Annotated in this window: 26 protein-coding genes; 22 read left to right on the top strand and 4 right to left on the bottom strand. The window is 59.8% G+C overall.

Going from position 1 to position 25,194, the window contains the following annotated elements:
• Nucleotides 1-35 precede the first annotated feature (35 nt).
• The gene (locus DXC90_RS07980; protein ID WP_117735510.1) at nucleotides 36-1,019 is read right to left on the bottom strand and encodes a zinc-ribbon domain-containing protein; all 984 of its coding nucleotides are present in this window, start codon (nucleotides 1,017-1,019) and stop codon (nucleotides 36-38) included.
• Between the two features lie 212 nt (nucleotides 1,020-1,231).
• Between DXC90_RS07980 and tmk the strand changes: the two genes are divergently transcribed.
• The 13 genes from tmk to DXC90_RS07915 all read left to right on the top strand — a co-directional run bounded on the left by tmk (nucleotide 1,232) and on the right by DXC90_RS07915 (nucleotide 15,085).
• Nucleotides 1,232-1,915, top strand: coding sequence for a dTMP kinase (tmk, locus tag DXC90_RS07975; protein ID WP_117735509.1), 684 nt, complete (start codon nucleotides 1,232-1,234; stop codon nucleotides 1,913-1,915).
• A 1-nt stretch (nucleotide 1,916) separates the two neighbouring features.
• Nucleotides 1,917-3,044, top strand: coding sequence for an ATP-binding protein (locus DXC90_RS07970; RefSeq protein WP_117735508.1), 1,128 nt, complete (start codon nucleotides 1,917-1,919; stop codon nucleotides 3,042-3,044).
• Nucleotides 3,035-4,735 carry a regulatory iron-sulfur-containing complex subunit RicT gene (gene ricT / locus DXC90_RS07965; protein ID WP_117735507.1) on the top strand — a complete coding sequence of 567 codons (1,701 nt, stop codon included), beginning with the start codon at nucleotides 3,035-3,037 and terminating at the stop codon, nucleotides 4,733-4,735. Before DXC90_RS07970 ends, ricT begins: the two co-directional genes overlap by 10 nt.
• Before the next feature lie 102 nt (nucleotides 4,736-4,837).
• Nucleotides 4,838-5,644 carry a ComF family protein gene (locus DXC90_RS07960; RefSeq protein ID WP_233502254.1) on the top strand — a complete coding sequence of 269 codons (807 nt, stop codon included), beginning with the start codon at nucleotides 4,838-4,840 and terminating at the stop codon, nucleotides 5,642-5,644.
• Between the two features lie 10 nt (nucleotides 5,645-5,654).
• Nucleotides 5,655-6,764, top strand: coding sequence for a hypothetical protein (locus tag DXC90_RS07955; RefSeq protein WP_117735506.1), 1,110 nt, complete (start codon nucleotides 5,655-5,657; stop codon nucleotides 6,762-6,764).
• 732 nt (nucleotides 6,765-7,496) lie between these two features.
• Nucleotides 7,497-8,522: an ABC transporter substrate-binding protein gene (locus DXC90_RS07950; protein ID WP_233502258.1), complete on the top strand. Its 1,026-nt coding sequence runs from the start codon at nucleotides 7,497-7,499 to the stop codon at nucleotides 8,520-8,522.
• Nucleotides 8,523-8,839: 317 nt separating this feature from the next.
• Complete coding sequence (hpf, locus tag DXC90_RS07945) at nucleotides 8,840-9,424, top strand: ribosome hibernation-promoting factor, HPF/YfiA family (protein WP_035137685.1); 585 nt, start codon at nucleotides 8,840-8,842, stop codon at nucleotides 9,422-9,424.
• A gap of 80 nt (nucleotides 9,425-9,504) precedes the next feature.
• Entirely contained in the window at nucleotides 9,505-10,458 is a 954-nt protein-coding gene (locus DXC90_RS07940; protein WP_117735504.1) for a DegV family protein, read from the top strand.
• Between the two features lie 98 nt (nucleotides 10,459-10,556).
• On the top strand, nucleotides 10,557-11,636 hold the full coding sequence (locus DXC90_RS07935; protein WP_117735503.1) for an NAD(P)-dependent oxidoreductase: 1,080 nt from the start codon (nucleotides 10,557-10,559) through the stop codon (nucleotides 11,634-11,636).
• Nucleotides 11,637-11,641: 5 nt separating this feature from the next.
• Entirely contained in the window at nucleotides 11,642-12,070 is a 429-nt protein-coding gene (locus tag DXC90_RS07930; protein ID WP_055310425.1) for a hypothetical protein, read from the top strand.
• Nucleotides 12,071-12,085: 15 nt separating this feature from the next.
• A complete protein-coding gene (locus tag DXC90_RS07925) occupies nucleotides 12,086-12,784 on the top strand; it encodes a hypothetical protein (protein ID WP_117735502.1) in 699 nt (232 codons plus the stop codon).
• Nucleotides 12,785-12,790: 6 nt separating this feature from the next.
• Nucleotides 12,791-13,876 carry an isocitrate/isopropylmalate dehydrogenase family protein gene (locus tag DXC90_RS07920; RefSeq protein WP_117735501.1) on the top strand — a complete coding sequence of 362 codons (1,086 nt, stop codon included), beginning with the start codon at nucleotides 12,791-12,793 and terminating at the stop codon, nucleotides 13,874-13,876.
• Between the two features lie 126 nt (nucleotides 13,877-14,002).
• The gene (locus tag DXC90_RS07915) at nucleotides 14,003-15,085 is read left to right on the top strand and encodes a hypothetical protein (protein ID WP_117735500.1); all 1,083 of its coding nucleotides are present in this window, start codon (nucleotides 14,003-14,005) and stop codon (nucleotides 15,083-15,085) included.
• Between the two features lie 111 nt (nucleotides 15,086-15,196).
• Here the strand turns inward: DXC90_RS07915 and DXC90_RS07910 are convergent, their stop codons facing one another.
• Together DXC90_RS07910 and DXC90_RS07905 are read right to left on the bottom strand one after the other, a co-directional pair.
• A complete protein-coding gene (locus DXC90_RS07910; RefSeq protein ID WP_117564746.1) occupies nucleotides 15,197-15,433 on the bottom strand; it encodes a helix-turn-helix transcriptional regulator in 237 nt (78 codons plus the stop codon).
• A 9-nt stretch (nucleotides 15,434-15,442) separates the two neighbouring features.
• On the bottom strand, nucleotides 15,443-16,081 hold the full coding sequence (locus DXC90_RS07905) for a DUF2975 domain-containing protein (RefSeq protein ID WP_117735499.1): 639 nt from the start codon (nucleotides 16,079-16,081) through the stop codon (nucleotides 15,443-15,445).
• A 705-nt stretch (nucleotides 16,082-16,786) separates the two neighbouring features.
• On the opposite strand from DXC90_RS07905, the gene DXC90_RS07900 reads away from it, so the two are divergent.
• The 8 genes from DXC90_RS07900 (at nucleotide 16,787) to nagA (ending at nucleotide 23,478) form a co-directional block, all read left to right on the top strand.
• Nucleotides 16,787-17,230 carry a PTS fructose transporter subunit IIA gene (locus tag DXC90_RS07900; RefSeq protein WP_117735498.1) on the top strand — a complete coding sequence of 148 codons (444 nt, stop codon included), beginning with the start codon at nucleotides 16,787-16,789 and terminating at the stop codon, nucleotides 17,228-17,230.
• On the top strand, nucleotides 17,230-17,511 hold the full coding sequence (gene yajC, locus DXC90_RS07895) for a preprotein translocase subunit YajC (RefSeq protein WP_117735497.1): 282 nt from the start codon (nucleotides 17,230-17,232) through the stop codon (nucleotides 17,509-17,511). Before DXC90_RS07900 ends, yajC begins: the two co-directional genes overlap by 1 nt.
• Before the next feature lie 36 nt (nucleotides 17,512-17,547).
• A complete protein-coding gene (gene agaV / locus DXC90_RS07890; RefSeq protein WP_089572404.1) occupies nucleotides 17,548-18,030 on the top strand; it encodes a PTS N-acetylgalactosamine transporter subunit IIB in 483 nt (160 codons plus the stop codon).
• A 90-nt stretch (nucleotides 18,031-18,120) separates the two neighbouring features.
• Nucleotides 18,121-18,921: a PTS sugar transporter subunit IIC gene (locus DXC90_RS07885; RefSeq protein WP_117735496.1), complete on the top strand. Its 801-nt coding sequence runs from the start codon at nucleotides 18,121-18,123 to the stop codon at nucleotides 18,919-18,921.
• Entirely contained in the window at nucleotides 18,911-19,993 is a 1,083-nt protein-coding gene (locus tag DXC90_RS07880) for a PTS system mannose/fructose/sorbose family transporter subunit IID (RefSeq protein WP_055251210.1), read from the top strand. Before DXC90_RS07885 ends, DXC90_RS07880 begins: the two co-directional genes overlap by 11 nt.
• Before the next feature lie 185 nt (nucleotides 19,994-20,178).
• Nucleotides 20,179-20,910 carry a GntR family transcriptional regulator gene (locus DXC90_RS07875; RefSeq protein ID WP_117735495.1) on the top strand — a complete coding sequence of 244 codons (732 nt, stop codon included), beginning with the start codon at nucleotides 20,179-20,181 and terminating at the stop codon, nucleotides 20,908-20,910.
• A gap of 114 nt (nucleotides 20,911-21,024) precedes the next feature.
• Nucleotides 21,025-22,191 carry an SIS domain-containing protein gene (locus DXC90_RS07870; protein WP_035137674.1) on the top strand — a complete coding sequence of 389 codons (1,167 nt, stop codon included), beginning with the start codon at nucleotides 21,025-21,027 and terminating at the stop codon, nucleotides 22,189-22,191.
• Nucleotides 22,192-22,308: 117 nt separating this feature from the next.
• Nucleotides 22,309-23,478, top strand: a complete 1,170-nt coding sequence (nagA, locus tag DXC90_RS07865; protein ID WP_117735494.1) for an N-acetylglucosamine-6-phosphate deacetylase — start codon at nucleotides 22,309-22,311, stop codon at nucleotides 23,476-23,478.
• A gap of 75 nt (nucleotides 23,479-23,553) precedes the next feature.
• Here nagA and DXC90_RS07860 read toward each other — a convergent pair whose 3' ends face one another.
• On the bottom strand, nucleotides 23,554-24,138 hold the full coding sequence (locus DXC90_RS07860) for a hypothetical protein (RefSeq protein WP_233502253.1): 585 nt from the start codon (nucleotides 24,136-24,138) through the stop codon (nucleotides 23,554-23,556).
• A 157-nt stretch (nucleotides 24,139-24,295) separates the two neighbouring features.
• Here DXC90_RS07860 and DXC90_RS07855 point away from each other — a divergent pair, with 157 nt between their 5' ends.
• Nucleotides 24,296-25,177 carry an aldose 1-epimerase family protein gene (locus DXC90_RS07855; RefSeq protein WP_117735493.1) on the top strand — a complete coding sequence of 294 codons (882 nt, stop codon included), beginning with the start codon at nucleotides 24,296-24,298 and terminating at the stop codon, nucleotides 25,175-25,177.
• Nucleotides 25,178-25,194: the final 17 nt, after the last annotated feature.

Here is a 25,194-nt window from a genome sequence, read left to right as displayed (position 1 = left end):
ACGTCCCTAACTGCTGGCTCGGGAACGACAAAGCTCTAGTTCACTTCGACGGGTTTGGCGCCGGGATAGCGCTCCTCAAAGTCTAGGCGGTACTTATTGTCATTGGTGCCCGCCACGTTGTCGTGTGACAGCGGCGCCACGATCTCATTCTTATGGTCCGCAGGCTTGGCGTATTTCAGGCTGATCTCCCAGGCATCACAGATTGCGTCGATGCGGTGATCCAGGTCGTCGTACAGGGCAACGATGTCCTTCCAGGAGCTGTAGTTCCTGGAGCTCGTCGGGACGTCCAGATCCTCGACGATGTCGTAATACTGCTCAATGGTGTCCTCCGTGCGCTCGGCGACGTCGGCGAGATTTTGGCGGGCGGTGCGATCTTCTTCCAGATAGCTACCATTGAAGGCGTGCGCGCAGGCGCGGACCTGGCTGTCGAGGTCTTCGAGCAGGTCGTAGTATTCGCTCAGTCGGCGGTAGAGGTTCTGCTCGGAGAGCGTTGCTTCGCCGCCATCCTCGTCGTCATCGTCATCATCGTCGTACAGGCTGTTGGGATCGCCGAGGGGCTTTAGGTCATCGTCGTCGACGTCATGGTGCAGCTTAGCTACCTCGGCAGTCGTCTGCGTGGCGGCGTTGTCGAACGGTCTGATTGCAAAGAAGATGACCAGAGCGATGATGATCGCCACCAGCACAACGATAACGGCGATAAGCGGCCCGGTGCCGCTCTTTTTGGGCGCGGGGGTCTGTGGCGAAGCGGGCGCGTATGAGGGAGCCGGCTGCTGTTGGGGCGAGCCGCTCGCGACGGGTACGCGCTGCGTGGTCTCGACGGCCGCGGGGCTTGCGGCGGGGTCGGGGCGATAGGCGAGGGGGTCGTCCGCCTTGGCTTGCGGCATATCAAGGGAGCCGGTCTGCTCAAAAGCGGGCTGGCTATCGCTCGCGGTTGTTTGCTCAACGGGTGCACCGCACGAGGTGCAGAACTTGGCATTATCTGCAAGAAGCTTGCCGCACGAGGCGCAGTACCGAGACATTGTCACTCCTTTCGCCACATTTCAATGCAATACGACGATTATACCCATCGTCCAAAATTCCCCATCATGACAGTTAGGGACGTTCCTTTTCGGCCGGCAGTTTGGGAACGTCCCTAACTGCCGCCTGGTGGTTGGGGCGCGCCTGCCCCTGGGGTATCATGACTTGGTTGATATATCTGCATTTACGCGCCATGTAGGAAGGGGCTGCGCCCATGGCTTTTGAGCCCGCTCAACATAGCTTCATCACGCTCGAGGGCGTCGACGGCGCCGGCAAGTCTACGCAGGCGCGCCTGCTTGCCCGTGCGCTCGATCTTGCCGGCTACCAGGTGGTGAGTCTGCGCGAGCCGGGCGGTACCGCCATCAGCGAAAAGATTCGCGCCCTGCTGCTCGACCCCGTCAACACGGCGATGGGCGATACCTGCGAGCTGTTGCTCTACGAGGCTGCGCGTGCCCAGCTGGTGCACGAGGTCATAGCCCCCGCTCTCGCGGCCGGTAAAGTGGTCCTGTGCGACCGCTTCTACGATTCCACGACCTGCTACCAAGCGTTTGCCGACGGTCTCGATCGCCAGATGGTACGCGATGCCAATGACCTGGCCGTCGCGGGAACGCATCCGGCGCTCACGCTCGTCTACCACATCACACCCGAGCAGGCGGCGCTGCGTATGGCCGCCCGTGGCGCGGCAGATCGCATGGAGGCAAAGGGCATGGCGTTCCAAGAGCGCGTTTACCAGGGATTTTGCAGCATTGCCGCCGAGGAGCCAGGCCGCGTAAAGCTCATCGACGCCACCGCGCCCATCGAGGAAGTCTTTGCGAAGACGGTCGAGCAGGTCCGCGCGCACGGTCTCGATATCTCCCAAGACGCCGTTGCCGCCGCGCTTGCCCAGGAGGCCGAGTAACATGGCCCCCGCTCAGACAAGCCTGTTGGCCAAGCTCGACACCCAAGAGCGCGTGCGCGACTTTTTGACCAATGCCGTCGCCGGCGGCCGCGCATCGCACGCTTACCTGTTTTTGGGTGCTCCCGGCGCCGGCAAGCTCGACGCTGCATGGGCGCTCGCCCAGGCCTTCCTGTGCGAGCAGGATGGCTGCGGCGCATGCGACAGCTGCGTGCGCGTTGCTCGGCATACGCATCCCGACGTGCACTATTACACGCCCGAGAGCGCCACGGGCTACCTCATTGCCCAGACCCGCGAGTTGCTCGATGACGTGCCGCTGGCGCCCATCCGCGCCAAGGCCAAGGTCTACATCATCGACCGCGCCGAGCAGCTGCGCGCCAACACCGCCAACGCGCTGCTCAAAACACTCGAGGAGCCGCCCGAGGGCGTTATGTTCATTTTGCTGGGCACCTCGGCAGACGTGATGCTGCCCACCATCGTGAGCCGCTGTCAGTGCGTGCCGTTTCGGCTGGTGTCGCCCGCCGTGGCCGCGCAGGCCGTGAGCCGCGCCACCGGCCAGGACCTCGCGCGTTGTCGCATGGCGGTCGCCGTGGCGGGGAGCCCCACGCGCGGCATCGAGTTCCTTAAGAGCGCCGAGCGCCAGGACGCTCGCCGCCAGATGGTTCGCGCCATCGATTCGCTTATCGCCGCCGACGAGGCTGATGTGCTCAGCCTCGCCAAGTCACTCATCGTCGCCGTTAAGGCGCCGCTCGCCGAGGTCAAGTCCACGCAGGAAAAGGTGCTTGAGCAAAACGCCGACTACCTGTCGCGTGGAGCATTGAAGCAGCTTGAGGACCGCAACAAGCGCGAACTCAACGCGCGCGAGCGTTCGGGTATCATGGAAGCGCTGGCGAGCGCGCGGACGCTCATGCGCGATGTGCTGTTGACGCTTCAGGATGAGGCGGCCGACGTGGTGAACGAAGACGTGCGCGACACGATCGGTCGGCTTGCCGCCGCGACCAATGTTGCGGGTGCCACCCAGGCGCTCGAGGCGGTCGCAACCGCCGAGCGCAACATCGCCAGAAATGTTACTCCCCAGCTGGCCATCGAGGTCATGCTGTTCGATATCAGGAAGGCACTGAAATGCCGTTAGTCGTACCCGTTAAGTTTACCTATGCCTCGCGCGACCTGTGGTTCGACCCACAGGATCTGGATATCCTCGAGGCCGATTATGCCATTTGTTCTACCGAGCGCGGAACCGAGATCGGCCTGGTCACGGCCGATCCCTTCGAGGTGCCGCAAGACGAGATCGGTCAGCCACTCAAACCCGTGCTGCGCGTGGCGAGCGACATCGACCTGCAGCTTGCCGACGACCTGGCTATCCAGGGCGACGAGGCCATGGTTGATTTCCGCCGTCTGGTCAAGGAACTCGACCTCGAGATGAAGCCGGTCGGCGTCGAGTACCTGTTTGGCGGCGAGAAGGCCGTGTTCTACTTTGCGGCCGAGGAGCGCGTCGATTTTCGCCAGCTCGTCAAGGACCTGTCCTCGACGCTGCACATTCGCGTCGACATGCGCCAAATCGGCGTGCGCGACGAGACCCGCCTGGTGGGCGGCTATGCCCAGTGCGGACAGGAACTCTGCTGCACGCGTTTTGGCGGACAGTTTGAGCCCGTCTCGATTCGCATGGCAAAAGAGCAGGACCTGCCGCTCAACTCGTCCAAGATCAGCGGTGTTTGCGGCCGCCTGATGTGCTGCCTGCGCTATGAGTTCGAGGCGTACAAGGACTTTAAGAGCCGCGCGCCCAAAAAGAAGACGCTTATCGACACGCCGCTCGGCAAGGCGCGCATCCAGGAATATGACACGCCGCGCGAGCAGCTTGTGCTGCGTCTGGAGAACGGCAAGGTCTTCAAGGTCAATCTGGCCGACATGACGTGCTCGGAGGGCTGCAAAAAGAAGGCCGCCGAGCAGGGCTGCAACTGTCGCCCCGACTGCGTGACGCGCGACGTGCTCGAGCGCATCGAGTCGCCTGAGATGCGCCTGGCGCTCATGGAGCTCGACCGTGAGAACGGCGTCGACGTGGGTGATGGTCTGTCGAGTGCCGACCGTCTGGCCGGTACGTCGATGCCCAAGCGCCGTCGTCGCGATGCTGAATCCGATGCTCGCGCCGGTCAAGGCCAGGGCGAGGGTCGTGGCCGCGGAAGGGGGCGCGGCAAGGCCGAGGTGCCCGAAGTCGAGGAGGCCGCCGGTGGCCGTCGTCGTCGCAAGCGCGCGGGCTCGGGCGATGTTACCGAGGCCGCGGCCACGGGCAAGAACGCCTCTCGCGAGCGCGAGGCTCAGCAGCCCCAGCAGCAGAATCGCGGCGGTGGCATGAACCCCACACGTCGCCGCCGCCGCCATCTGTCGAGCGAGGAGCGCGAGGACGCCTTCCGCGCCGCAGCTGCTCGCGAGGCTGGTGCCGCCCCCAAGGGTGGTTCGGGTTCCGATACGCCTGCCGACAAGGGTGGCAAGCAACGCAACGATGACGAGCGCGCGCCGCGTCCGCGCCGTCGCCATTCCTCGGGCGCGCAACAGAAGCCCTCAGTGCCCTCCGTGGCCGATCAGGTCTCGGATGGCGAGGTCAAGGTCACGCGCCGTCGTCCCGGAGATGGCGGGGGAGCGGCTGCCAAGGCTTCGCGTGGCGCCGCTCGCGACGAGCGCGAGCTGCGCGAGGATCGCGGTGGCGAGGGCTCGGCCGACCAGGGCCAGAAGCGCCGTCGCCGTCGCCGTTCCCGCAAGCCGCGCCAGGATGGTGGCGAGGGCTCGACCCCGTCTTCGTCTGCACCACAACCGCCAGCCGGCGAATAACGCCTGCGAGCGGATTTAGCCCGCCTTGCCCCGAGCGCATCGGGGTATCATAGCGCTGAATCAACAACCCTCCCTGCGACCGAACGTAGGGAGGGTTGTGTCTTGAAGAGCCATCTGAACATATTGAGCCGTCTGCAGGGTGCCGGCGCCCTACCGTTTGCGGACAAATTGCGACCGTTTGCCGAGCGGGCGGCACGCGAGGCGCTTGAGGCATTGTCGCCAACACGATGTGCCGGCTGCGAGCGCGCCGGTACGCTTATTTGCCAAGACTGCCTGGCTGCGCTCACGCTTATCGACCCATGTCATAGCTGCACCCGATGCGGTGCCCCGTTTGGGGATTTGCTGTGCACTGAGTGTTCGGTCGAGGGCACGTCCTCGGCAATGTCGGAGGCGCTCGACCGCTGCCTGGCGTGCGCCGTCTATGCGCATCCGCTGCCGCGCATCATTAAAGCTTACAAGGACGCGGGCGAGCGACGTCTGGCTCCGTATCTGGCGGAGTTGCTCTACGACACCGCCCTGCATGCCCAGGTCGTAGCGCCCGAACGCTTAGGAGGTGTGCTGTCCGGTGCGGATGCGGTGGTGTTTGTGCCTGCGACGGCGGCAGCGTTTCGGCGGCGCGGTTTCGATCATATGGAGGCCATTGCGCGCCCATTTTGCGAGCTGTCGGGTGTCCCTCTGCTCGATGCCCTCGTCAAGTACGGCCATGGCGACCAGCGCGAACTCGGTCGTGAGGAGCGCCGCGAGCGTGCCCAAGGCATGTACGAGACGGTTGAGGACGTGCACGGCCGCCGCCTGCTGCTTATCGATGACGTTATCACTACGGGCGCGACGATGGCCGCGGCTTCGGCGGAACTCAAGCGCGCCGGCGCTGCGGCAGTCGATGGCCTTGCTATCGCACGTGTTTGGTAGGGGTGGTTTTGTGGCAGTAAAGATTGAGCGGCGCAACGAGCCGACAGGCGAACAGCTAGCGGCTTCCGTAATCCTAACAGGCGCCTCGGCGCTGCGCATGATGCGCGCCGAGCGCCGGCAGATGGGCTATATCAGCTGGAAGGACCTTGATCCCGATGAGGAGCGCCGCGTACTAAACGCTTCGTCGCCTTCGGCTGAGGACGTCTATCTTCCTGACTTGGTGCGGATTGGGGCCGCAAGCGGCGAGGTGCAAGAGGATTTGTGCTTGCTGGTAGGGTCTGCAGCGCAGCGCCGCCGCATGCCTGGCGTGGGCTGGTCCGTGTCTTCCGGGTTGCCTGCCGGCTCGATTCTAGAGGTGGAACCGGGGGTGTACAGCCTATCTCCCGAGGCCCTTTGTGTTGCCGTTGCACGCGAGGTTGGCTGCATCCAGGCGTTTGCCCTGACCCAGGAACTGTGCTCTAAGATTTCACTGAGCGACCGCGGGAAGTATCTGCCTCCCTACACCTCGCCCGTTGCGAACAAACTTGCAAAGGACAAGGACCAACCGACAGACGTGGGCTACTTTGAAGTCGAGCCAGTGCTGACGCCCGATCGCTTGGCAGATTACCTCGCGGTATGCAAGGGAAACGCGGCCAAACAATTGCTGCGTCTGTGTCCCTACTTGTCAGAAAACCTGCGCTCGCCCATGGAGTGCATCATGCTCGCCCTGTTTTCGCTTCCGTTTTCCTATGGAGGATTTGCTTGCGGTCCCTTTAAGACCGACTACAAGATCGAGTTCGATGATCGCGCGCAGGCAATCTCGGGGATGCCCCATGCAGTTTGCGATGCATATCAGGAGGCAGCCCGGTTTGACCTGGAATACAACGGTGAGCTGGGCCATTCCTCCCGGAGGGGACGTATCCATGATGAAAAACGCAACACGGGCTTGATTACTATGGGAATCGAGGTCGCAACGGTCAACAACGAAATGCTTTGCGACATGGAAGCGATGGAAGCGCTCGCATGGCGCATCCACCAGCGTATGCGAAAGCGGTACCGGAATCGTGTCGATGCCCGCAGAAAGAAGCAAGAGGCGTTGCTTAACACGCTGCGGGTGTGTTTTGGGCTTAAGACGGTCTAATTCGCATCGAAAATAGGGGGTTAATCATATGCCCTGGCCAAAATATGGCAAATATGAGTACTGTCACTAAATCAGTAACAGCAAAATCAAAGAATTTAGGACTCGGAGGCGGCGTAAAGTAAGAAGATAATAAACAAATGTAGAATAACTAAGCATCAGGTTGGCGACACTGAGCGCGAAATCTGTCCGAGAGGCCAAAACTGCCTGTTACTAAATTGGTGACAGTACTCATATTTGCCATTTTTTGGTCACGGCACCCTAAGAAGGGTGCCCCGGAGCTCCCCACAGGGGGGCTTCGGGCTTCATAGGGGCACGAATAGCCCACTCCGACCTGCGAAATCTGTACTCGCGATGCGAATGACGCCCCTAACCTTAAACTTTAGCTTGAACTTAGCTATAATGCGCTTCGTTCCTACCAGGCTGTGGTTGCGGACGGACGAAATGCCCGTCCTAGTCCAAGACAGACGCGGTCAAAGGGATCCACGTAAGCGACCGCGTGCGCGCGGCGCGATCATGGCGCGTCCTAGATGTAAGCCGCACCGTCCGTTCTACTTTCTTTGGGGCAATACCGCCTCGCGGGCGAGCGGGTCAGTCGTGAAGGTGGCTGCGGCCTCCCGAGCAAACACCCCGGTGCGCAAGTGTGGGGTCAAATACCAGGTCAGCTGGTGGGAACAACCTGATATTCCGCGCAACGCACGGATCGTATACGACACAGAAGGCAGGGTAGTGGACATGGTGAGGGGCAGCTTGATGCACGCGGCTCGGTTAGGTGCTGGGACTGCAGCGGTCATCGCCGTTTTGGGCCTGAGCGGATGCGCGTTCAACCCGCTGTCTACGTTCACGACTCCCACGATCGACCAGATCGAGTACGAGACCGTCACGCCGGCGGTGTCGGATGATGCCCTGGTCACTCCCGGAACCCTGACGGTCGCCCTCGATACTTCCGATGCGCCACAGGCAATGCAGGGCGCCGACGGCGAGCTCACGGGGTATGCAGTCGACGCTGCCCGCGCCCTCGCAAGCCGCATGGGCCTTAAGGTCGCCTTTGTCGATGCGTCCTCGGCAGGTTCCGCGCTTGGCGACAAAAAGGCCGATATTTTTATCGGCGAGATCAACTCCACGGACGGGGACATTAGCTCGCTCGGCACCTGCCTGTACGATGCCGCTTCTGTGTTCGGTAAAACTAGCGATGGTGGGTCGCTCAGCGTTTCCACCGATACCCTTAACACGTCCACCCTGGGCGTTCAGATGTCCTCGGCCTCGCAGGAGGCGCTTGCTAAGCAGAGCATCACCGCCAACCAAAAGACCTATTCCAACATCAACGAGTGCTTTGAGGCGCTCGAGTCCGGCGAGGTCGACTATGTGATCTGCGACTCTACGGCCGGCGGCTACCTTGCACGCCTGATGAGCGAGGTCTCCTATGTCGGTTCGCTCGAGGCGCCCTCGACGCTTAGTGTTGCGGGCCTCTCGTCCAATGACGAACTGTGCCGTGCCGTGAGCGATGCCCTCGACGGTATTACGGCCGACGGCACGCTCGAGGCGGTCCACTGCGTCTGGTACGGCACGATGCCCTACGACCTCACCACTAAGACGGTTTCGGGCGTTAACGTGCAGCTGGGCGATTCTGAGTCCAGTGAGACCATGTCCTCCGGCAGCGAGTCCTCCGATTCCAACAATGAGACCGCATCCTCCGAGGACAAATCGTCCAGCCAGGAAGGCGCCATCACCGACGACGACATTAACAAACTCAATAGCTAGTTATTGCTAGGGGTGGCGTCTCCTATACGTTGGAAAGGACACCTCTTCACGGTTTCAACACGCACCGCCGGGCTTCCCCAATAGGGGAGCCCGGCTTTTTTGTTTCCGTAAAACCAGCAGGTCAAGGGCAATTTCCAGGAGAAAAACCAACTCAGCCGACGCTTTCCTATAGCGCACTTTGCCACGGAAAAGTGCGAGACTTCGGTATGCGGTATCAAGCAATCGTTATTCGGGTCTTTGGGAATTCGGGTGATTAAATGCACGGCAGTGGGTACATAGCCAGTACAGTAAGTCCCCGAGGCAGATTGGAGCCACGTATGGATATCAAGGTTTCTGGACGCAAGACGACGGTAACCGATGCTCTGCGTGCGCATGTGGATGAGAAGATCGGCGAGGCGCTCAAGGTTTTCGATATCGAGCCCATGACGGTCGACGTTGTGCTTCGCTATGAGAAGAACCCCTCGAACCCCAACCCGGCAATCGTCGAGGTTACGGTTCGTGCCCGCGGTTCGGTGATTCGCGTTGCCGAGCATGGCGCAGATATGTACGCCGCCATCGACCTCTCCGCCGATAAGGTCACCCGCCAGCTGCGCAAGTTTAAGACCAAGGTCGTGGACAACCGCCAGGGCGGTGCCAGCGCAGCGGATGTCGCACCGGTCGAGCGCGTCGAGGATTTGGCCGACCTGCTGCTGCCCGAGGAGGAGGACGATCTGCTCGTCCGCGAGAAGGTCATCGATGTCACCCCGATGACTGAGGAGCAGGCGCTGGTGCAGACCGATCTGCTCGGCCACGACTTCTACGTGTTCGAGAACGCGACGACTGGCCTCATCAATGTGGTGTATCACCGTAAGAATGGTGGATATGGCATCATCAAGCCCCGCATCGAAACACTTGACGAGTAAAATACGTTAACTTGCATGAGTTAACGGCCGGCGGTCATCCCATGCGGATGGCCGCCTTTTTTACGTAAGGAGTCGCTTTGATGGACAAGGCTGCATCTACCGGCCATTCTGACCGCTGCCGCATCGTCGTCGATACCTGCTGCGACTTTAGCCCCGAGGTCGCTGCGAACCTCGATGTCGATATCTTGGGCTTCCCCTTTATCATCGATGGCGAGGAGCGCACGGACGATATCTGGTCGAGCATGAGCCCCAAGGAGTTCTACGACCGCATGCGCGCCGGCGCTCGCGTGTCTACCTCCGCCGTGTCACTCGGTCGCTATATCGAGTTCTTTACCGAGTGCGCCAAAGAGGGTACGCCCACGGTCTACCTGTGCTTTACCTCGGCGCTGTCGTCGAGCTACAACTCCGCGTGCCAGGCGGCAGATGCCGTGCGCGCCGAGTATCCCGATTTTGAGCTCTACGTGGTCGACAACGCCCTGCCCTGCGCGACCGGCGAGCTCTTGGCGCTCGAGGCCGTCCGTCAACGCTCGGCGGGACTTACCGCCAAGCAGCTGGTCGACTGGGCAAACGAGGCCAAGACCTATGTCCACGGCTACTTTACGCTCGAGAGCTTCGATGCGCTGGCTGCCGGCGGCCGCATTCCGCCCGCAGCGGCACAGCTCACGGCAAAGCTCGATGTCAAACCCGAGCTGTCTTACGACCTGGCCGGCTCGCTGTCGCTGATCGGCGTCAACCGCGGTCGCAAGAAGGCGCTCAAGTCCATCCTCAAGTCGTTTCGCGAGAACTACGTGCCCGACCGCACCATGCCCATCGCCATTATGACGGCCGATGCCGAGAAGGACGGTGACTGGCTCGAGGCCGCCATCCGCAAGGAGGAGGGCTGCGCCGACGCCACGATCATCCGCAGCTCCGTGGGCCCCACCATCGGCTCGCACGTGGGACCCGGCATGGTGGCCTGCGCGTTTTGGGGTAAGAATCGTGCCGACAAGGCGTCGCTTTCCGACCGCATCGCCCGCCGTGTGCGCGGCCAGTAGGCAGGTTCCGCGGCCGTAATCGCCCTCAACTCACAGCCCAAACGCTGGCACCGAGTATTCAACCTGGTAATAACACCCAACCCAAAAGGAAAGGTTTCATGGCAAACAAGCTCTCTGTCGCATTTATTGGCACCGGAATTATGGGTGCCCCCATCGCCAGCCACATTCTGGACGCCGGCTATCCCGTCACGGTCAACAACCGCACCAAGTCCAAGGCCGCGGCGCTTATCGAGCGCGGCGCTGTCTGGGCCGATACGCCGGCCGATGCCGTGGCGAACGCCGACGTCGTCTTTACCATGGTGGGTTATCCCTCCGAGGTCGAGGAGCTCTACCTGGCGGGCGACGGCCTGCTCGCGTGCACCAAGCCCGGCGCGGTCCTGATCGACCTCACCACGAGCTCGCCCGAGCTCGCGCGCGATATTGCCGAGGCCGCCCAGGTTTCCGGCCGCATGGCGTTTGACTGCCCCGTCACCGGCGGCGAGTCCGGTGCTATCGCCGGCACGCTCACGGCCATCGTGGGCGCCACCGAGAACGACATCGCCCCGGTCCGCGACATCCTTTCCGCCTTTGCGGCAACTATCTGCTGCTTCGATGGCGCCGGCAAGGGTCAGGCTGCCAAGCTCGCCAACCAGGTGTCGCTGGGCGCCTGCATGGTCGGCATGGCCGATGCGCTGGCGTTTGCCGAGCTGAGCGGCCTTGATCTGGAGAAGACCCGTCAGATGATCCTGGGCGGCACCGGCAAGTCCGGTGCCATGGAGAGCCTGGCGCCCAAGGCGCTCGACGGCGACTACAAGCCCGGCTTTATGGTCGAGCACTTCATTAAGGACCTGCGTTTGGCGCTCGCCTATGCCGACGATCGCGAGCTTGCGCTGCCCGGCGCCGACGTGGCCTTTACGCTCTACGACATGCTCGACGCCATCGGCGGCGCCAAGCTGGGCACCCAGGCCATCACGGTACTCTACAAGGAGGAGGCCGACGCCATCGCCGCCGGACTGGACTGGTCGCAGTATCGTCCCGAGGAGCATGGTGCTCACGAGGAGGGCTGCGGTTGCGGCGAGCACGGCGACGACCACGAGTGCGGTTGTGGCCACCACCACGGCGAGGACCACGAGTGCTGTGGCGGCCACGGCCATGACGACGGCCACGAGTGCTGCTGCGGCCACCATCACGAGGAGTAGCGCCCATGAGCTGGACGTTCGTGGTGCTCGCGCTGGTGCTCTTTCTCTTTGCGATCTACATTGGCTTTTTGTGCGGCCAGTGGGCCTGCGAAAAGCGCGTCATCACCAAGCGCGACTACTGGATTGCCAACTTTGCAGGAGCGGCGGCAGTCGTCCTGCTGACCTGGGTGTTCTCGCTGTTCCCGCTGGTGCAGTTTGCGCCGATCGGCTGGCTCGGCGGTTTTATCGCCGGTCTTAAGATGAGCTTTGGCGAGTCCGTCGGTCCGTGGCGCAAGCACGACGAGGTCTTTAACGTCAACAAGGCCCATCGCGCCGCCGCCGACGCGGGTGACGCCGAGGAGCGCCGCCGTGCGCGTCGCAATGGCGCGGCCGACCGACAGCTCATCTCGGTCACCGATGACAGCAAGGGTGCTGGCAAGCACGCTAAGAAATAGTAAGAAGAGGTAACTATGGCAGAAAACAAAGACGAACAGCTCACCGACGAGGAGCTGGCACAGCTTCAGCTGGCAGAGGAGAACGAGAACGCCGTCGACCGACTGGTCCAGGAGCTCGGCTGCCCCACGCGTCGCATGCGCCAGTTTGCCGCCCGCGTGCTGCACCTGCTTGCCGAGCGCGATCCGCAGCGCGTCGTGCCCTGCGTGCCCGCGTTGATCGAGGCGCTCGACCGCCCCGAGGCTCAGACCCGCTGGGAGGCTCTCGATGCCCTGGCGGCGCTCGCCACCACCTGCCCCGAGCAGCTGGGCGATGCCTTTGAGGGTGCCGAGACCGCGCTGTTCGACGAGATTTCCTCCACGCTGCGCTATGCCGCCTTCCGCCTGCTGTGCGTATGGGGCGCCACGAGCGTCGAGCGTTCGCGCGAGGCTTGGCCCATCCTGGACGAGGCCATCCAGTGCTACCACGGCGACCTCGAGTATCGCGACATGCTCGGCTGCCTGTACGAGTTCGGCCAGGGCGAGATCGACGCCGAGGTCGCCGAGAAGCTCGCACTGCGCCTTAAGTTCGATGCCGAGAACGGCAAGGGCAGCTATCTCAAGGCCCGTTCGAGCGAGATTTGCGAAATGCTTGTTAAACGTTTTGGCCTGGAACTCTCCAAAAAGAAGAAGCGTGCTAGCGTTAAGAAATCTGACGACGCCGAAGACGAGGAGTAACAGATTATGGCGCACGATGTAGTCCTGATTCCCGGTGACGGTATCGGTCCCGAGATTACGCAGGCCATGCGCCGCGTGGTCGAGGCCACCGGTGTCCAGATCAACTGGAACGTCCAGGAGGCCGGCGCCGGCGTCATGGACGAGTTCGGTACGCCGCTGCCCCAGCACGTCCTCGATGCGGTCGCCGAGACCAAAGTTGCCATCAAGGGCCCCATCACCACACCGGTCGGCACGGGCTTCCGCAGCGTTAACGTCGCCCTGCGCAAGCACTTCGACCTGTACGCCTGCGTGCGCCCCTGCCTGTCGCAGCCGGGCGACGGCTCGCGCTTCCGCGACGTCGATCTGGTCATCGTGCGCGAGAACACCGAGGACCTTTACGCCGGTATCGAGTTCGATGAGGGCGCTGCCGAGGTCGAGGAGCTCTCGCAGCTCGTCGAGCGCTCGGGTCAGAAGACCTTCGCCGCTGATTCCGCCATCTCGATCAAGCCCATCTCCATCGCCAAGAGCCGCCGCATTGTGGAATACGCCTTTGAGTACGCCCGCCGCTGCGGCCGCAAAAAGGTGACGGCCGTGCACAAGGCCAACATCATGAAGGCGACCGACGGCCTGTTCCTGCGCGTTGCGCGCGAGGTGGGCGCCAACTATCCCGACATCGAGTTCAACGACAAGATCGTCGACGCCACCTGCATGGGCCTGGTCCAGAACCCCAACGACTTTGATGTCCTGGTGCTGCCCAACCTGTACGGCGACATCGTGAGCGACCTGTGCGCCGGCCTGGTGGGCGGCCTGGGTATGGCCCCCGGCTCCAACATCGGTGCCGACTGCGCCATCTTTGAGGCAACGCACGGCTCCGCGCCCGATATCGCCGGCCAGGATATCGCTAACCCCACGGCAGAAATTCTCTCTGCTGCCATGATGCTCGATCATCTGGGCGAGAACGATGCGGCCAATCGCATTCGCGCCGCCGTTTCTGCCACGCTCGACGAGGGCGAGCAGGTTACCGGTGACGTGCGTCGTGCCCAGACCGGTTCCGTTGAGGGTGCCGTGGGTACGCAGGCCTTTGCCGATGCCGTTATCGCGCACCTGGCCTAAGGCATGCAGACTGCAAACGCCTAAATAGTACTTAAGTGTTTGCGTATAACCTAAGAATCAATACGCCCGGCGCTCCGTCGGGCGTATTCTATTGGGGACTATGTTTCCTAACAAGGAGTAACCGATATGGGTTTGATTCAAAAGAAGGACGAGAAGGACGAGATCGACGGCATCCAGATCATCGAGCGCGGCGAAGGCCCCAATGGTGACGAGGACGAGAAGATCGACCTGGTCGCCGGTACGTCTGCCGAGTATATTGCAGCTGGCACGACGGCCGAGGAGGAGGACGCCCGTCTGGAAGCTCAGATCGCCGCAGATGCCGCTGACGAGAACCTCATGCCCGAGGAGCAGGACGAGGACGATTCCGACGCGGACGATCATGCATCCAAGCACAAGAAGACGATGATCGCCGCCTTCGTGGTTACAGTCGTGATCGCTGCCGTGGTCGGCTTCTTTATTGGCAATGGCGGCTTTGGCGGCAAGGGTGTCGGTTCGGCGACCCTGACCGAGGACCAGCTCGATTCGACCGTGGCAAGTTATAGCTACAACGGCAAGAAGAGTGACATCACCGCGCGCGAGGCCATCGAGAGCCAGTACAGCCTCGACACCGTCAAGGACGGCGACGGCAACTACACGGCTCCTTCTGCCGACGTCATCCTGTCCTACGTGCGCAACAAGATTCTGCTCGATGCTGCCGAGGACGAAGGTATTACCGTCTCTTCTAAGGAGATGAAGAAGTACGCCGAGGATTCTATCGGCACTTCTGACTACGACACCATGGCCAAGCAGTATGGCGTCTCCAAAGACCAGGCCAAGCAGATCGTCCGCCAGTCCGCGACGCTGCAGAAGCTCTACAAGAAGAAGGTCGGCGACAGCTCCGCAAGCATGCCGACCGCCCCGACCGAGCCTGCTGACGGCAACGAGGAGACCGCGAGCAAGGACTACGCCGACTACATCATCAACCTTGCCGGCGACGAGTGGGATAGCTCAAAGGGCACTTGGAAGGACGCCGATGGCACCTACGCTAAGGCATTCGCCGACGATGCCTTTACTGCCGATAGCGCTACCTATAAACAGGCCATGACCGCCTATTACACCGCCTACCAGCAGTACTCCTCGCAGGCTTCGAGCGCCAGCTCCAAGTGGACCGAGTATGCTAACGGCCTCTACGCCAAGGCCAACATCAGCATCTACGGCCTGTTTGCGTAAGGGCTGCCCGAGCCACCGAGTGCGTAGCCAAAAAAACTGATAAGCCCGCTAGAACGGATGTCGTTCTAGCGGGCTTATTGCGTTTAGACACTGGTGGTTAGATTATGCCTATTAATCTTTAAGTCCAAAAAGGTTATCGGCTTCATCGTCAGGCATATATTCCAGTACATCGCCCGGTTGGCAGTCGAGTGCTCGGCATATCGCGTCAAGAGTTGAAAAGCGCACGGCGGAAACCTTGCCCGTCTTGATGCGCGACATATTGACCTGGGAGATGCCCACGCGTTCCGCAAGCTCTTTCGATGAGATCTTGCGTTCGGCGAGCATGCGGTCGAGCCGCAGAATAATCATGGATTCCCCCTAGAGCAACTCGTCATCTTGTTTTTGCAGGATGCACCCGTACTGGAAGACGCTGGCAATCAGGCTAATAATCAGGCCTGTAAAGAGCATGGAGAGGTCGAGATGCTGGCCGCCAAGCGCATCCGTAAAGCTACCGCCAAATCCTGAGAGAATCAGCCCTGTGACTATGGCACCAAAAAGTTTCACGGCGGCGCCGCCGATAAGGAACAAATGTCCTATTTGACGTAGTATGCGGATGCATTCGAGGTCAAAGGGCCTGCCCGCCTTTTCAATGGCGGAGAAAAACCTGTATGCGCTTAGCGCGATGGCAAGCGCGAGGCATGCCATCATGCCGCTCCCTATGGCAGTATGACCGTCGTGCGCGACAAGCATAAGAGGGGTCTGTTCGTTGGCGCCGACGAGAGCGAGAAATGGCCCTTCGCCAGCCGTAAGCTCTACGGATTGGAGACAGAACCCTTGGGAGAGGCTAGGCAATATGAGTAGAAGTTCGATTGCAATGACTGCGAGGAGTGCCAGAGCGAGCGCCACGATGGTGCAGATTGTGCCCCATTTGCAGTAGCGAGTGAGCTTCCTCAGCTTGGCGATTGCCTGTTCACGGTCGATGGCTTCATTCGATTTGGATACGTTCCAGCGGACCATAGCTCCTCCAACCAATGTCTTGGATGATACTTGTATCTTATATCATACTTAATGATAAACGATAAACAATTACAGATTAGAGTAAGTAATGTTTGTGAGACGAATAGTGAGAGCTATGGCATATTCAGGGAATGGGAGTTTGGAATGCGGGGGGGGGGTGGACAAAGAACGATATTTCCTGCAATCGCGCAAATGCTTCATCGGGTCTCCCTAATTCATATGGGAAAACGGCTGCAAACGATTGCAAATAACCGGTGAACGGTCAAAAACTACCGTTCACCGATAATTTCTAAACTGGTTCTAACTGGTATTAAGTCAAAAAGACCAATTCACAAATCTTCACAATGACCTGCATTTTTCCTACACGCTATATTTAGCCGCCCTACGTTGTTTAGACACAGAAAAAGATCCGATCTTTTGCCAACGCATTTCGAAACGGTTTCAAAACCGCAGGTAGAAGTGTTAACGAGCGGTAAACGGTCGATTTATCACCGTGAACGGTGCAAAAACGTTTTACTGTATGAATCAACGAAAGCGACCTCTTCTGTGGTGATATAGTGACAACAACACGTCACGTGGTTACTACCAGTTGAGAGACCACTGGTCTTCAAAGAACGCTTTCTAAGAAGCTTTAAGGGCGAGCGCCCGCTGGCTTCCGAACATCATCGGACTCAGATCGTACACACCTTCGGAAGGGAAATTTGAATGGTTGGCTTTATTCTTACCGGTCATGGACAGTTCGCACCCGGCCTTGCAAGTGCTATCGCTATGGTTGCCGGCGACCAGCCCGCTTTTACCGTCGTTCCTTTTGAGGGCGACCAGGCTGCTTCCTACGGTGAGGATCTCCGCGCCGCTATTACCGCCATGCGCGAGGAGTGCGATGGCGTGCTCGTCTTTACCGACCTGCTCGGTGGTACTCCGTTCAATCAGTCGATGATGATTGCCCAGGATGTCGACAACGTCGAGGTTCTGACTGGCGCCAACCTTCCCATGGTTATTGAGCTTCTGTTCCTCCGCGGTAACGCCACGCTCGCCGAGCTTGGCGAGCAGGCCGTGACTGTTGGCCAGACGGGCATCACCGCCCAGACGGTCGCATCCGTTGCCGGCTCCGATGAAGAGGATATCTTCGGCGACGAGGACGGCATCTAATGGCCGATTTCGGAGCCAGTGTTCTGAGTTCCTCGGTAGCTCTTTTGGGCCTGCTTGCCATCATGGGTGTGATTTACACCATCTGGTCGCAAATCAACATGAAGAAGAAGCAGAAGTACTTCAAGGAGCTGCACACCGAGCTCAAGCCGGGTCAGGAGGTTCTTTTCGCCGGCGGTATCTACGGAACCGTCAAGGGCATCGAAGGCGAAAAGGTCCAGATCAAAGTCCGATCCGGTGCCGTCGTAGATGTTTCGCGTTACGCGATTCAGGAGATCAAGTAACTGTCGTCAGCAAATAACGAAAGGAAGCTGATCAACATGGCAGAACCCAACATTCTTCTTACCCGCATCGATAACCGACTGGTCCATGGTCAGGTCGCTACCCAGTGGAACTCCACCCTGGGCTCCAACCTCATCCTCGTCGCCAACGACGATGTGTCGACCAACACCATGCGCCAGAACCTCATGAAGATGGCCGCTCCCGCCGGCGTCGCTACGCGTTTCTTCTCCCTGCAGAAGACCATCGACGTCATTGGCAAGGCGAGCCCGCGCCAGAAGATCTTCATCGTGGCCGAAACACCGGAAGACGTGCTTACGCTCGTCAAGGGCGGTGTGCCTATAAAGAAGGTAAACATCGGCAACATGCACATGTCGGAAGGAAAGCGCCAAGTCGCCACCTCCGTCGCAGTTAACGACGAGGATGTCGCTGCGTTTAAAGAGCTGCAGGAATTGGGGGTGGAGTTGGAGATCAGGCGCGTTCCGAGCACGCCTGTTGAGGACACGAGCAAGCTCTTCTCGTAATCCTCGTGATCCACGTTGTCAGGATTGAAACCCTGACGTTCTGTACGTGAAATCCAAAGTGCGTACATACATTTTGAAAGGAGGAGCAAGATGGAATTCTCGATCATTCAGGTCGCCTTGGTCTTCGTTGTTACGTTCATCGCGGCAATCGACCAGTTTGACTTCCTCGAGTCTCTCTATCAGCCCATCGTCACCGGCGCCGTCATCGGTCTTATCCTTGGCGACCTCAACACCGGTCTTCTCGTGGGTGGTACCTATCAGCTCATGACGATTGGCAACATGCCGATCGGAGGCGCTCAGCCGCCTAACGCCGTCATTGGCGGCATCATGGCAGCCATTCTCGCTATCGCCACGGGCCTCGAGCCCAACGCGGCAGTCGGCCTTGCCATTCCGTTCGCTCTGCTTGGTCAGCTCGGCGTTACCCTGGTCTTCACGCTTATGTCCCCGCTTATGTCCACGGCCGATAACATGGCTCATAACGCGGACACCAAGGGCATCGAGCGCCTGAACTACTTCGCCATGGCTCTGCTCGGCCTGATCTTCGCTGTCGTCGTCACCCTGTTCTTCATCGCTGGCGCTACCATTGGTCAGACCATCGCTTCCGCCATCCCGACTTGGCTGCAGACCGGTCTGTCCGCTGCAGGCGGCATGATGCGCTTCGTCGGCTTCGCCGTCCTGCTCAAGGTTATGATGAACCGCGATATGTGGGGCTTCTTCCTCATGGGCTTTGGCCTCGCGCTCATCACCGTTGCCAACGATTCGCTGGCAACCCCTGCTCTGCTCATCCTCGCTCTCATCGGCTTCGGCATCGCTTTCTGGGACTTCCAGCAGCAGACCGAGCTGAAGGGTGCAGCTGTTTCTGACGGAGGTGACTTCGAAGATGGCATCTAATGAGTATGTGATCCCGGAGCACTACGAGGATCTCACTCCTGCTCCGCAGCTCGACCAGAAGACCCTCAACAAGATGGCTTGGCGCTCCTGCTTCCTGCAGGCATCGTTCAACTACGAGCGCATGCAGGCCGCTGGCTGGCTTTACTCCATCATCCCCGGTCTGGAGAAGATCCACACCAACAAGAACGACCTCGCGGCTTCCATGAGCCACAACCTGGAGTTCTTCAACACCCACCCGTTCCTCGTCACCTTTGTTATGGGTATCGTGCTTTCGCTCGAGCAGAACAAGGTTGACATCCCCACGATCCGCGCCGTCCGCGTCGCCGCAATGGGCCCGCTCGGTGGTATCGGTGACGCCCTGTTCTGGCTGACGCTCGTGCCTATCACGGCCGGCATCACCTCCAACATGGCCATCAACGGCAACGCCGCTGCGCCGATCATCTTCCTGGTGATCTTCAACGTCGTCCAGTTCGCTCTGCGCTTCTGGCTCATGAACTGGTCCTACAAGCTTGGCACCAGCGCTATTGACGCTCTGACTGCCAACATGCAGGCCTTCACGCGTGCCGCTTCCATCATGGGCGTCTTCGTCGTCGGTTGCCTGGTCGTCACCATGGGTGGCACCCAGATCAACCTCCAGATCCCCAACGGCACCACCCGTGGCCTCTCCGCTACTACCGTGATCGTCTCCGAGAAGGAGGCCGAGAACTTCACCGGTATGGAGGGCATCGATACCGAGACCGCTGAGGCCGGTACCATCGCCATGACCGATAAGGACGGCAACGCCCTTACCGCTTCCGATGCCGACGGCAACGCTGTCGAGTGCGGCGTCACCGATCTGGGCAACGGCATGGAGTCCGTTACCTACGGCACCGTCACCGAGGATCCGGTCAACTTCTCCGTTGCCGACACCCTCAACACCATCGTCCCGAAGCTCGTCCCGCTTATGCTTACGCTGCTGCTTTACTACATGTTCGCTAAGCACAGCTGGACCCCGACCAAGGGCATTCTGCTGCTCTTCGTCCTGGGCATCCTGGGCGCTGGCCCGCTTGGTCTCTGGCCGAGCATCTGGTAAGGCTCTAGCTTGAGGGGTGTGTCCCTACGCGGCTCACACCCCGACCCCTTAAGCCATGTGTATGTTAAAAGCCGCGTGCTCGAAAGAGCGCGCGGCTTTTGTTTTCTTGATGATTCGGGTGTGGCAGACAGATAATGCTAAACACCCTAGGTAGTTAGCCGAGTTTGAGAAAATGGGAGGATAGGATGGCGATCGGAGCGCGTAAGCAACCGCTGTACGATCAGCTGGTCGATATTCTGACCGAAAAGATTGACCATGAATATCGCGCCGGTGACATGATTCCTTCCGAGCGCGAACTTTCGGAACGCTATGGCCTCTCGCGCACTACGGTACGCCTGGCTCTGCAGGAACTGGAGCGTTTGGGACTGGTGGTTCGGCAGCACGGTCGCGGTACCTTTGTGACCGACCGTTCGGCAAAGGCAACCAATCTTATGCAGTCCTACAGTTTTACCGAGCAGATGCGCGCGATGGGTCGCGACCCCGAGACCACGATTCTCGAGTTTTGCGAGATGGAGGCCGATAAGAATCTGGCCGAGCATATGGGATTACGTATCGGTGATCGCATTTTTAAGCTCAAGCGCCTTCGTTCTGCCGACAACATGCCCATGATGGTCGAACGTAGCTATCTACCGGTTCGTCAATTTCTGTCCCTAAAGCGACCGCTGCTGGAGCGTAAGCCGCTTTACGATGTGATTGAGCAGGACTTTCAGCAAAAGATTCGCGTGGCCGAAGAGGAGTTTTATGCGAGCATAGCCCGTCCCACCGATGCCCATCTTTTGGGAATTGTCGAGGGTTCGCCTGTGCTCGATTTGGTCAGGACTACGTATAACGAGTCAAACGAGGTTGTGGAGTATACGCTCTCGGTTGCTCGTGCCGATCAGTTTAAATACAAGGTTTACCACCAGCGTGGCGACTAGTGTTCACATCGTTTCCATGTGATGATTCTTTGCATTTAACTGGTTACTACCAGATAACCAACTGAAGTGTATAATTGCACGTCAGAGGATTACTTCTAGAGAGAGGTATTAGAAATGTTCGAGAAGAGTGTCGAGGAGCTCACCGAGCTCGGCGCCCAGATCACCACGGCCGAGATTGCTCAGCAGCCCGAGCTCTGGCGTGATACGCTCAACATCTATCGCGAGAACAAGGAGGCCATCGAGGCCTTTCTGGCCGAGGCTCGCGCTATGGGCGAGGGCCGTCTGTCCGTTGTCTTTACCGGTGCCGGTACGTCCGACTATGTTGGCGATACCTGCGCCCCGTACCTGCGTCACGCTGGCAACACTGATCTCTACGACTTTAAGCCCATCGCCACGACCGACATCGTGAGCGCCCCGCGCGACTTCCTGCGCGCCGAGGATCCCACGCTCGTGGTTTCCTTTGCCCGCTCTGGCAACAGCCCCGAGAGCCTTGCCGCCGTTGCCGTTGCCAAGGAGCTCGTCCACAACGTCAAGTTCCTCAACATCACCTGCGCTCCCGAGGGCAAGCTCGCCGTCGAGTCTGCCGATGATCCTAACGCGCTGACGCTGCTCATTCCGCGCGCCAACGACAAGGGCTTCGCCATGACCGGTTCTTATTCCTGCATGACCCTGCTCTCCACCCTTATTTTCGACACTGCCTCTGACGAGCAGAAGGCCGAGTGGGTCGAGACGATTGCCAAGATGGGCGAGGAGGTCATCTCCCGTGAGCCTGAGATCGCCGATTACCTGGCTGGCGATTTCAACCGCGTGACCTACTTGGGTTCTGGCTCCTTCGGTGGTCTTGCCCAGGAGAGCCAGCTCAAGATCCTCGAGCTCGCTCACGGTCTGGTCGCTACTTCCTACGACACCTCCATGGGCTATCGTCATGGACCTAAGTCCTTCGTCGACGATAAGACGCTCGTCTTCGTGTTCGTCAATAACGACGCCTACACCCGTCAGTACGACATCGACATCCTCAACGAGATCGGTGGCGACGAGATCGCTCAGCACACCATCGCCGTTCAGCAGGAAGGTGCCACCGTCTACGAGGGCGAGTCCTTCACCTTTAAGGGCTACGAGGCACTTCCCGAGGGCTACCTTGCTCTGCCGTTCGTGATGTTTGCCCAGGCTATCAGCCTGCTCAACTCCGTGCGCGTGGGCAACACGCCCGATACGCCGAGCCCCACCGGCACGGTCAACCGCGTGGTTAAGGGCGTGACGATTCACCCCTTCACCGCTTAATCGCGTCCCCCTGTAAGGGCGCCCGTCCGCTCATAACGGCGGGCGGGCGCTTTTTGTTTTACGTGAGCTGGGTATAAGCATCACTACAGTCAACTGCTTTAGAAGCAAGGAGTGCATATGAGCACGTACGCAATTAAGGCTGACAAGTTCTTCTTGCCGGCAGGTCCGCAGCTGGGCGGCTATCTTATGGTCGAGGATGGCGTCTTTGGCGCCTGGCAGGCCGACAAGCCCTCTTGCGAGATTAAGGACTACACGGGATCGTGGATCGCACCGGGTATGGTCGATACCCACATCCATGGCTTCTACAACCACTCAACTACTGACAACGATCCCGAGGGTATCGATATCAGCTCGACCGAGCTCGCCCGTCGCGGTACCACCAGCTGGCTGCCCACGACGTTCACCGATGGCGTCGAGCAGATCAAGGACGCCTGTGCCGCTATTGCCCAGGCTGACGAGGGCCGCGGCCCCGACTTCTGCGGTGCTCGCATTCAGGGCATCTACCTGGAGGGCCCCTTCTTTACCATGAAGCACGTGGGCGCACAGAACCCCGCTTACCTGATCGACCCCTCCGAGGAGGTCTTCGACCAGTGGCAGGAGGCTGCCGGCGGACGTATCGTTAAGAGCGCCATGGCCGCCGAGCGCGATGGTGCTGCTGCCTATGCTGCCGCCCTGAACGCTAAGGGTGTCGTGACCAGCATCGGTCACTCTGATGCCACGTATGACGAGTGCGTCGCCGCCATCAATGCCGGTGCTAGCTGCTTTACGCACACCTATAACGGCCAGCGCGGTCTGCATCACCGCGAGCCCGGTGTTGTGGGCGCTGCTATGACCACCCCCGAGACCTACGCCGAGATTATCTGCGACGGCAAGCATGTGAACCCCGCCGCTATCAAGGCGCTGCTGCAGGCTAAGGGCTGGCAGCATACGGTGCTCATCACCGACTGCTTGGGCTGCGGCGGCATGCCCGAGGGCAGCTACACCAGTGGCGGTATGGACGTTATCATGAAGGACAACCTGTGCTGGCTCGCCGACGGCAAGAGCATTGCCGGCTCGGTGCTCACGCTTGCCCAGGGCGTCAAGAACATTGTCGACTGGGGCATTGCCAGCGCCGATATCGCCATTCGCATGGCAACCGAGGTGCCGGCTCGCTCCGCGCACATCGAGGATAAGTGCGGCAGCATTATGCCGGGTCGCGATGCCGACTTTGTCGTATTCGACCACGAGCTCACCCTCGTCGAGACGTATGTTGGCGGCCAGAGCGTCGGCAACGCCTTTACCGAGTAACGATAGAAAAAGACGGCGGGCCCGAATCTGCTCGGACCCGCCGTATGGGTTAAACGCTCAAAAGCACCTTCACAGTTACAGCTTGTTAGCGATCTTCTTTGCTGTGCGCTTGACGCCGGCCACCAGGCCTCCTGCAGGATGCTCCTTCTCGTATGCTAGGCGCTTCTCGCGCTTGGCGTACTCTTCGACGATGATATCGCCGTACTCGTCTTCGATCTTGTCGAAGAAATCGACGGCGCCCTTAATTTCCTCGGCGGTTGGGTGTCCCTTTTGGACGCCGCCGGTAAGTTTGAACGGTCCCCACGTGTCAAAACCGGGACAGCCGTAGACGCCCATAAATATGGCCTGTCTCATGCGGCAGATGCCATCGATATCCTTGCCGTACCACTTGTTTTTGCCACCGTAGGTCATAAGGCCAAACACCTTGTCCTGCGGCTGCAGCACGTTGGTGAGCACGCGTGCCATGTCCTTGTCGATCTCGGAGTAATAAATGCCCGTGGCGGCACCGATTAGATGATATTCGTGCAGGTCGGGATACTCGTTTTTTCCGAGCGTTTTTACATCGAGGGTATCGATCTCGGGGTGCGCCTCAACGATGGCGTCCACGAGCTTTTTCGTATTGCCGTGGTGACGCGAGGCGTAGAGGATGATGGTTCGCATAAGAAGGCCTTTCAGCTGTAATGACGTCAATGTCTGTATGGTACCCCGTTGCATGGCTGGGATACCGGACGCATCGATGAACATGCGGGTTTGTCCTTTGGTTAGGGCCGAGACGGGTACTTGCGAGCAAAAAAGCAGTTGTTCGAAAGGATGGGCAATGGAATACGCTCTCTCCAACGATTCGATCTCTATCAAGGTTTCCACAGCCGGCGGCTCGTTTACCTCGATTGAGGCCGACGGTCGCGAGTATTTGTGGCAGGGCGATCCTGCCGTGTGGTCCGGCCAGGCGCCGATTTGCTTCCCGATTTGCGGAGGTCTGCGCGACGGCAGCGCCATGACGTTCGCCGGGCATCATGTGAAGCTCGCCCGTCACGGGTTTGCGCGCAAGCAGGAGTGGAAACTGCTGAGCCAAAGCACGAACGAGCTGGCTGTGTGTCTGGCATCCGAGGATAACGCTGCATTGCTGAGAGATTATCCGTATCCGTTCAAGCTCGTCGCCCGCTATACGCTTGAGGACGCTGCCGTGCGTGTCTCCTATGAGGTCACCAATGAGGGCACCGAGGACATGCCGTTCTTTATCGGTGGACATCCTGGCTTTAGGTGCCCACTCGACGAGGGTGAGGCCTATACGGACTACGAGCTGCGCTTTGAGAAGGACGAGGCTGCGGAACTCTGCACCGCCGTTCCCTCGACTGGATTGATCGATGTGGACAGGCGTTCCAAGAATCCCATGGTGGGAAAGACGCTGCCTCTGTCGCATGAGCTCTTCGATTTTGCGGAGACCATCTTTGACGTGCTCGAGAGCCGTCAGGTCACGCTTTCCAAGAAGGGCGAGGACAAGGGTGTTCGCCTGAGCTTTGAGGGCTTCCCGTATCTTATTGTGTGGAGTAAGCCCGAGGGTGATTTTGTGGCAGTTGAGCCCTGGGGTGGCCTTTCGACCTGCTCCGATGAGGACGACGTGCTTGAGCATAAGCGTGGCTGCCTTGTCGCCAAGCCCAAGGAGACCGTCGTTCGCTCGTTCACGATTGAGATTCTGTAATTCCGTTTTGTCGACTC

Source organism: Collinsella sp. TF09-1AT, assembly GCF_003436895.1.
In the GTDB taxonomy this organism is placed as follows: domain Bacteria; phylum Actinomycetota; class Coriobacteriia; order Coriobacteriales; family Coriobacteriaceae; genus Collinsella.
This window is presented reverse-complemented; position numbering and strand designations above follow the sequence as displayed.

Coding starts and splice junctions, on each gene's coding strand:
- DXC90_RS07970 (WP_117735508.1), top strand. CDS start 1,917: ATGGCCCCCGCTCAGACAAGCCTGTTGGCCAAGCTCGACACCCAAGAG.
- DXC90_RS07875 (WP_117735495.1), top strand. CDS start 20,179: ATGGCGATCGGAGCGCGTAAGCAACCGCTGTACGATCAGCTGGTCGAT.
- hpf (WP_035137685.1), top strand. CDS start 8,840: ATGGATATCAAGGTTTCTGGACGCAAGACGACGGTAACCGATGCTCTG.
- ricT (WP_117735507.1), top strand. CDS start 3,035: ATGCCGTTAGTCGTACCCGTTAAGTTTACCTATGCCTCGCGCGACCTG.
- yajC (WP_117735497.1), top strand. CDS start 17,230: ATGGCCGATTTCGGAGCCAGTGTTCTGAGTTCCTCGGTAGCTCTTTTG.
- DXC90_RS07920 (WP_117735501.1), top strand. CDS start 12,791: ATGGCGCACGATGTAGTCCTGATTCCCGGTGACGGTATCGGTCCCGAG.
- DXC90_RS07930 (WP_055310425.1), top strand. CDS start 11,642: ATGAGCTGGACGTTCGTGGTGCTCGCGCTGGTGCTCTTTCTCTTTGCG.
- DXC90_RS07925 (WP_117735502.1), top strand. CDS start 12,086: ATGGCAGAAAACAAAGACGAACAGCTCACCGACGAGGAGCTGGCACAG.
- DXC90_RS07855 (WP_117735493.1), top strand. CDS start 24,296: ATGGAATACGCTCTCTCCAACGATTCGATCTCTATCAAGGTTTCCACA.
- DXC90_RS07935 (WP_117735503.1), top strand. CDS start 10,557: ATGGCAAACAAGCTCTCTGTCGCATTTATTGGCACCGGAATTATGGGT.
- DXC90_RS07905 (WP_117735499.1), bottom strand. CDS start 16,081: ATGGTCCGCTGGAACGTATCCAAATCGAATGAAGCCATCGACCGTGAA.
- tmk (WP_117735509.1), top strand. CDS start 1,232: ATGGCTTTTGAGCCCGCTCAACATAGCTTCATCACGCTCGAGGGCGTC.
- DXC90_RS07915 (WP_117735500.1), top strand. CDS start 14,003: ATGGGTTTGATTCAAAAGAAGGACGAGAAGGACGAGATCGACGGCATC.
- DXC90_RS07950 (WP_233502258.1), top strand. CDS start 7,497: ATGGTGAGGGGCAGCTTGATGCACGCGGCTCGGTTAGGTGCTGGGACT.
- DXC90_RS07900 (WP_117735498.1), top strand. CDS start 16,787: ATGGTTGGCTTTATTCTTACCGGTCATGGACAGTTCGCACCCGGCCTT.
- DXC90_RS07880 (WP_055251210.1), top strand. CDS start 18,911: ATGGCATCTAATGAGTATGTGATCCCGGAGCACTACGAGGATCTCACT.
- DXC90_RS07885 (WP_117735496.1), top strand. CDS start 18,121: ATGGAATTCTCGATCATTCAGGTCGCCTTGGTCTTCGTTGTTACGTTC.
- agaV (WP_089572404.1), top strand. CDS start 17,548: ATGGCAGAACCCAACATTCTTCTTACCCGCATCGATAACCGACTGGTC.
- DXC90_RS07870 (WP_035137674.1), top strand. CDS start 21,025: ATGTTCGAGAAGAGTGTCGAGGAGCTCACCGAGCTCGGCGCCCAGATC.
- DXC90_RS07860 (WP_233502253.1), bottom strand. CDS start 24,138: ATGCGAACCATCATCCTCTACGCCTCGCGTCACCACGGCAATACGAAA.
- nagA (WP_117735494.1), top strand. CDS start 22,309: ATGAGCACGTACGCAATTAAGGCTGACAAGTTCTTCTTGCCGGCAGGT.
- DXC90_RS07910 (WP_117564746.1), bottom strand. CDS start 15,433: ATGATTATTCTGCGGCTCGACCGCATGCTCGCCGAACGCAAGATCTCA.
- DXC90_RS07980 (WP_117735510.1), bottom strand. CDS start 1,019: ATGTCTCGGTACTGCGCCTCGTGCGGCAAGCTTCTTGCAGATAATGCC.
- DXC90_RS07940 (WP_117735504.1), top strand. CDS start 9,505: ATGGACAAGGCTGCATCTACCGGCCATTCTGACCGCTGCCGCATCGTC.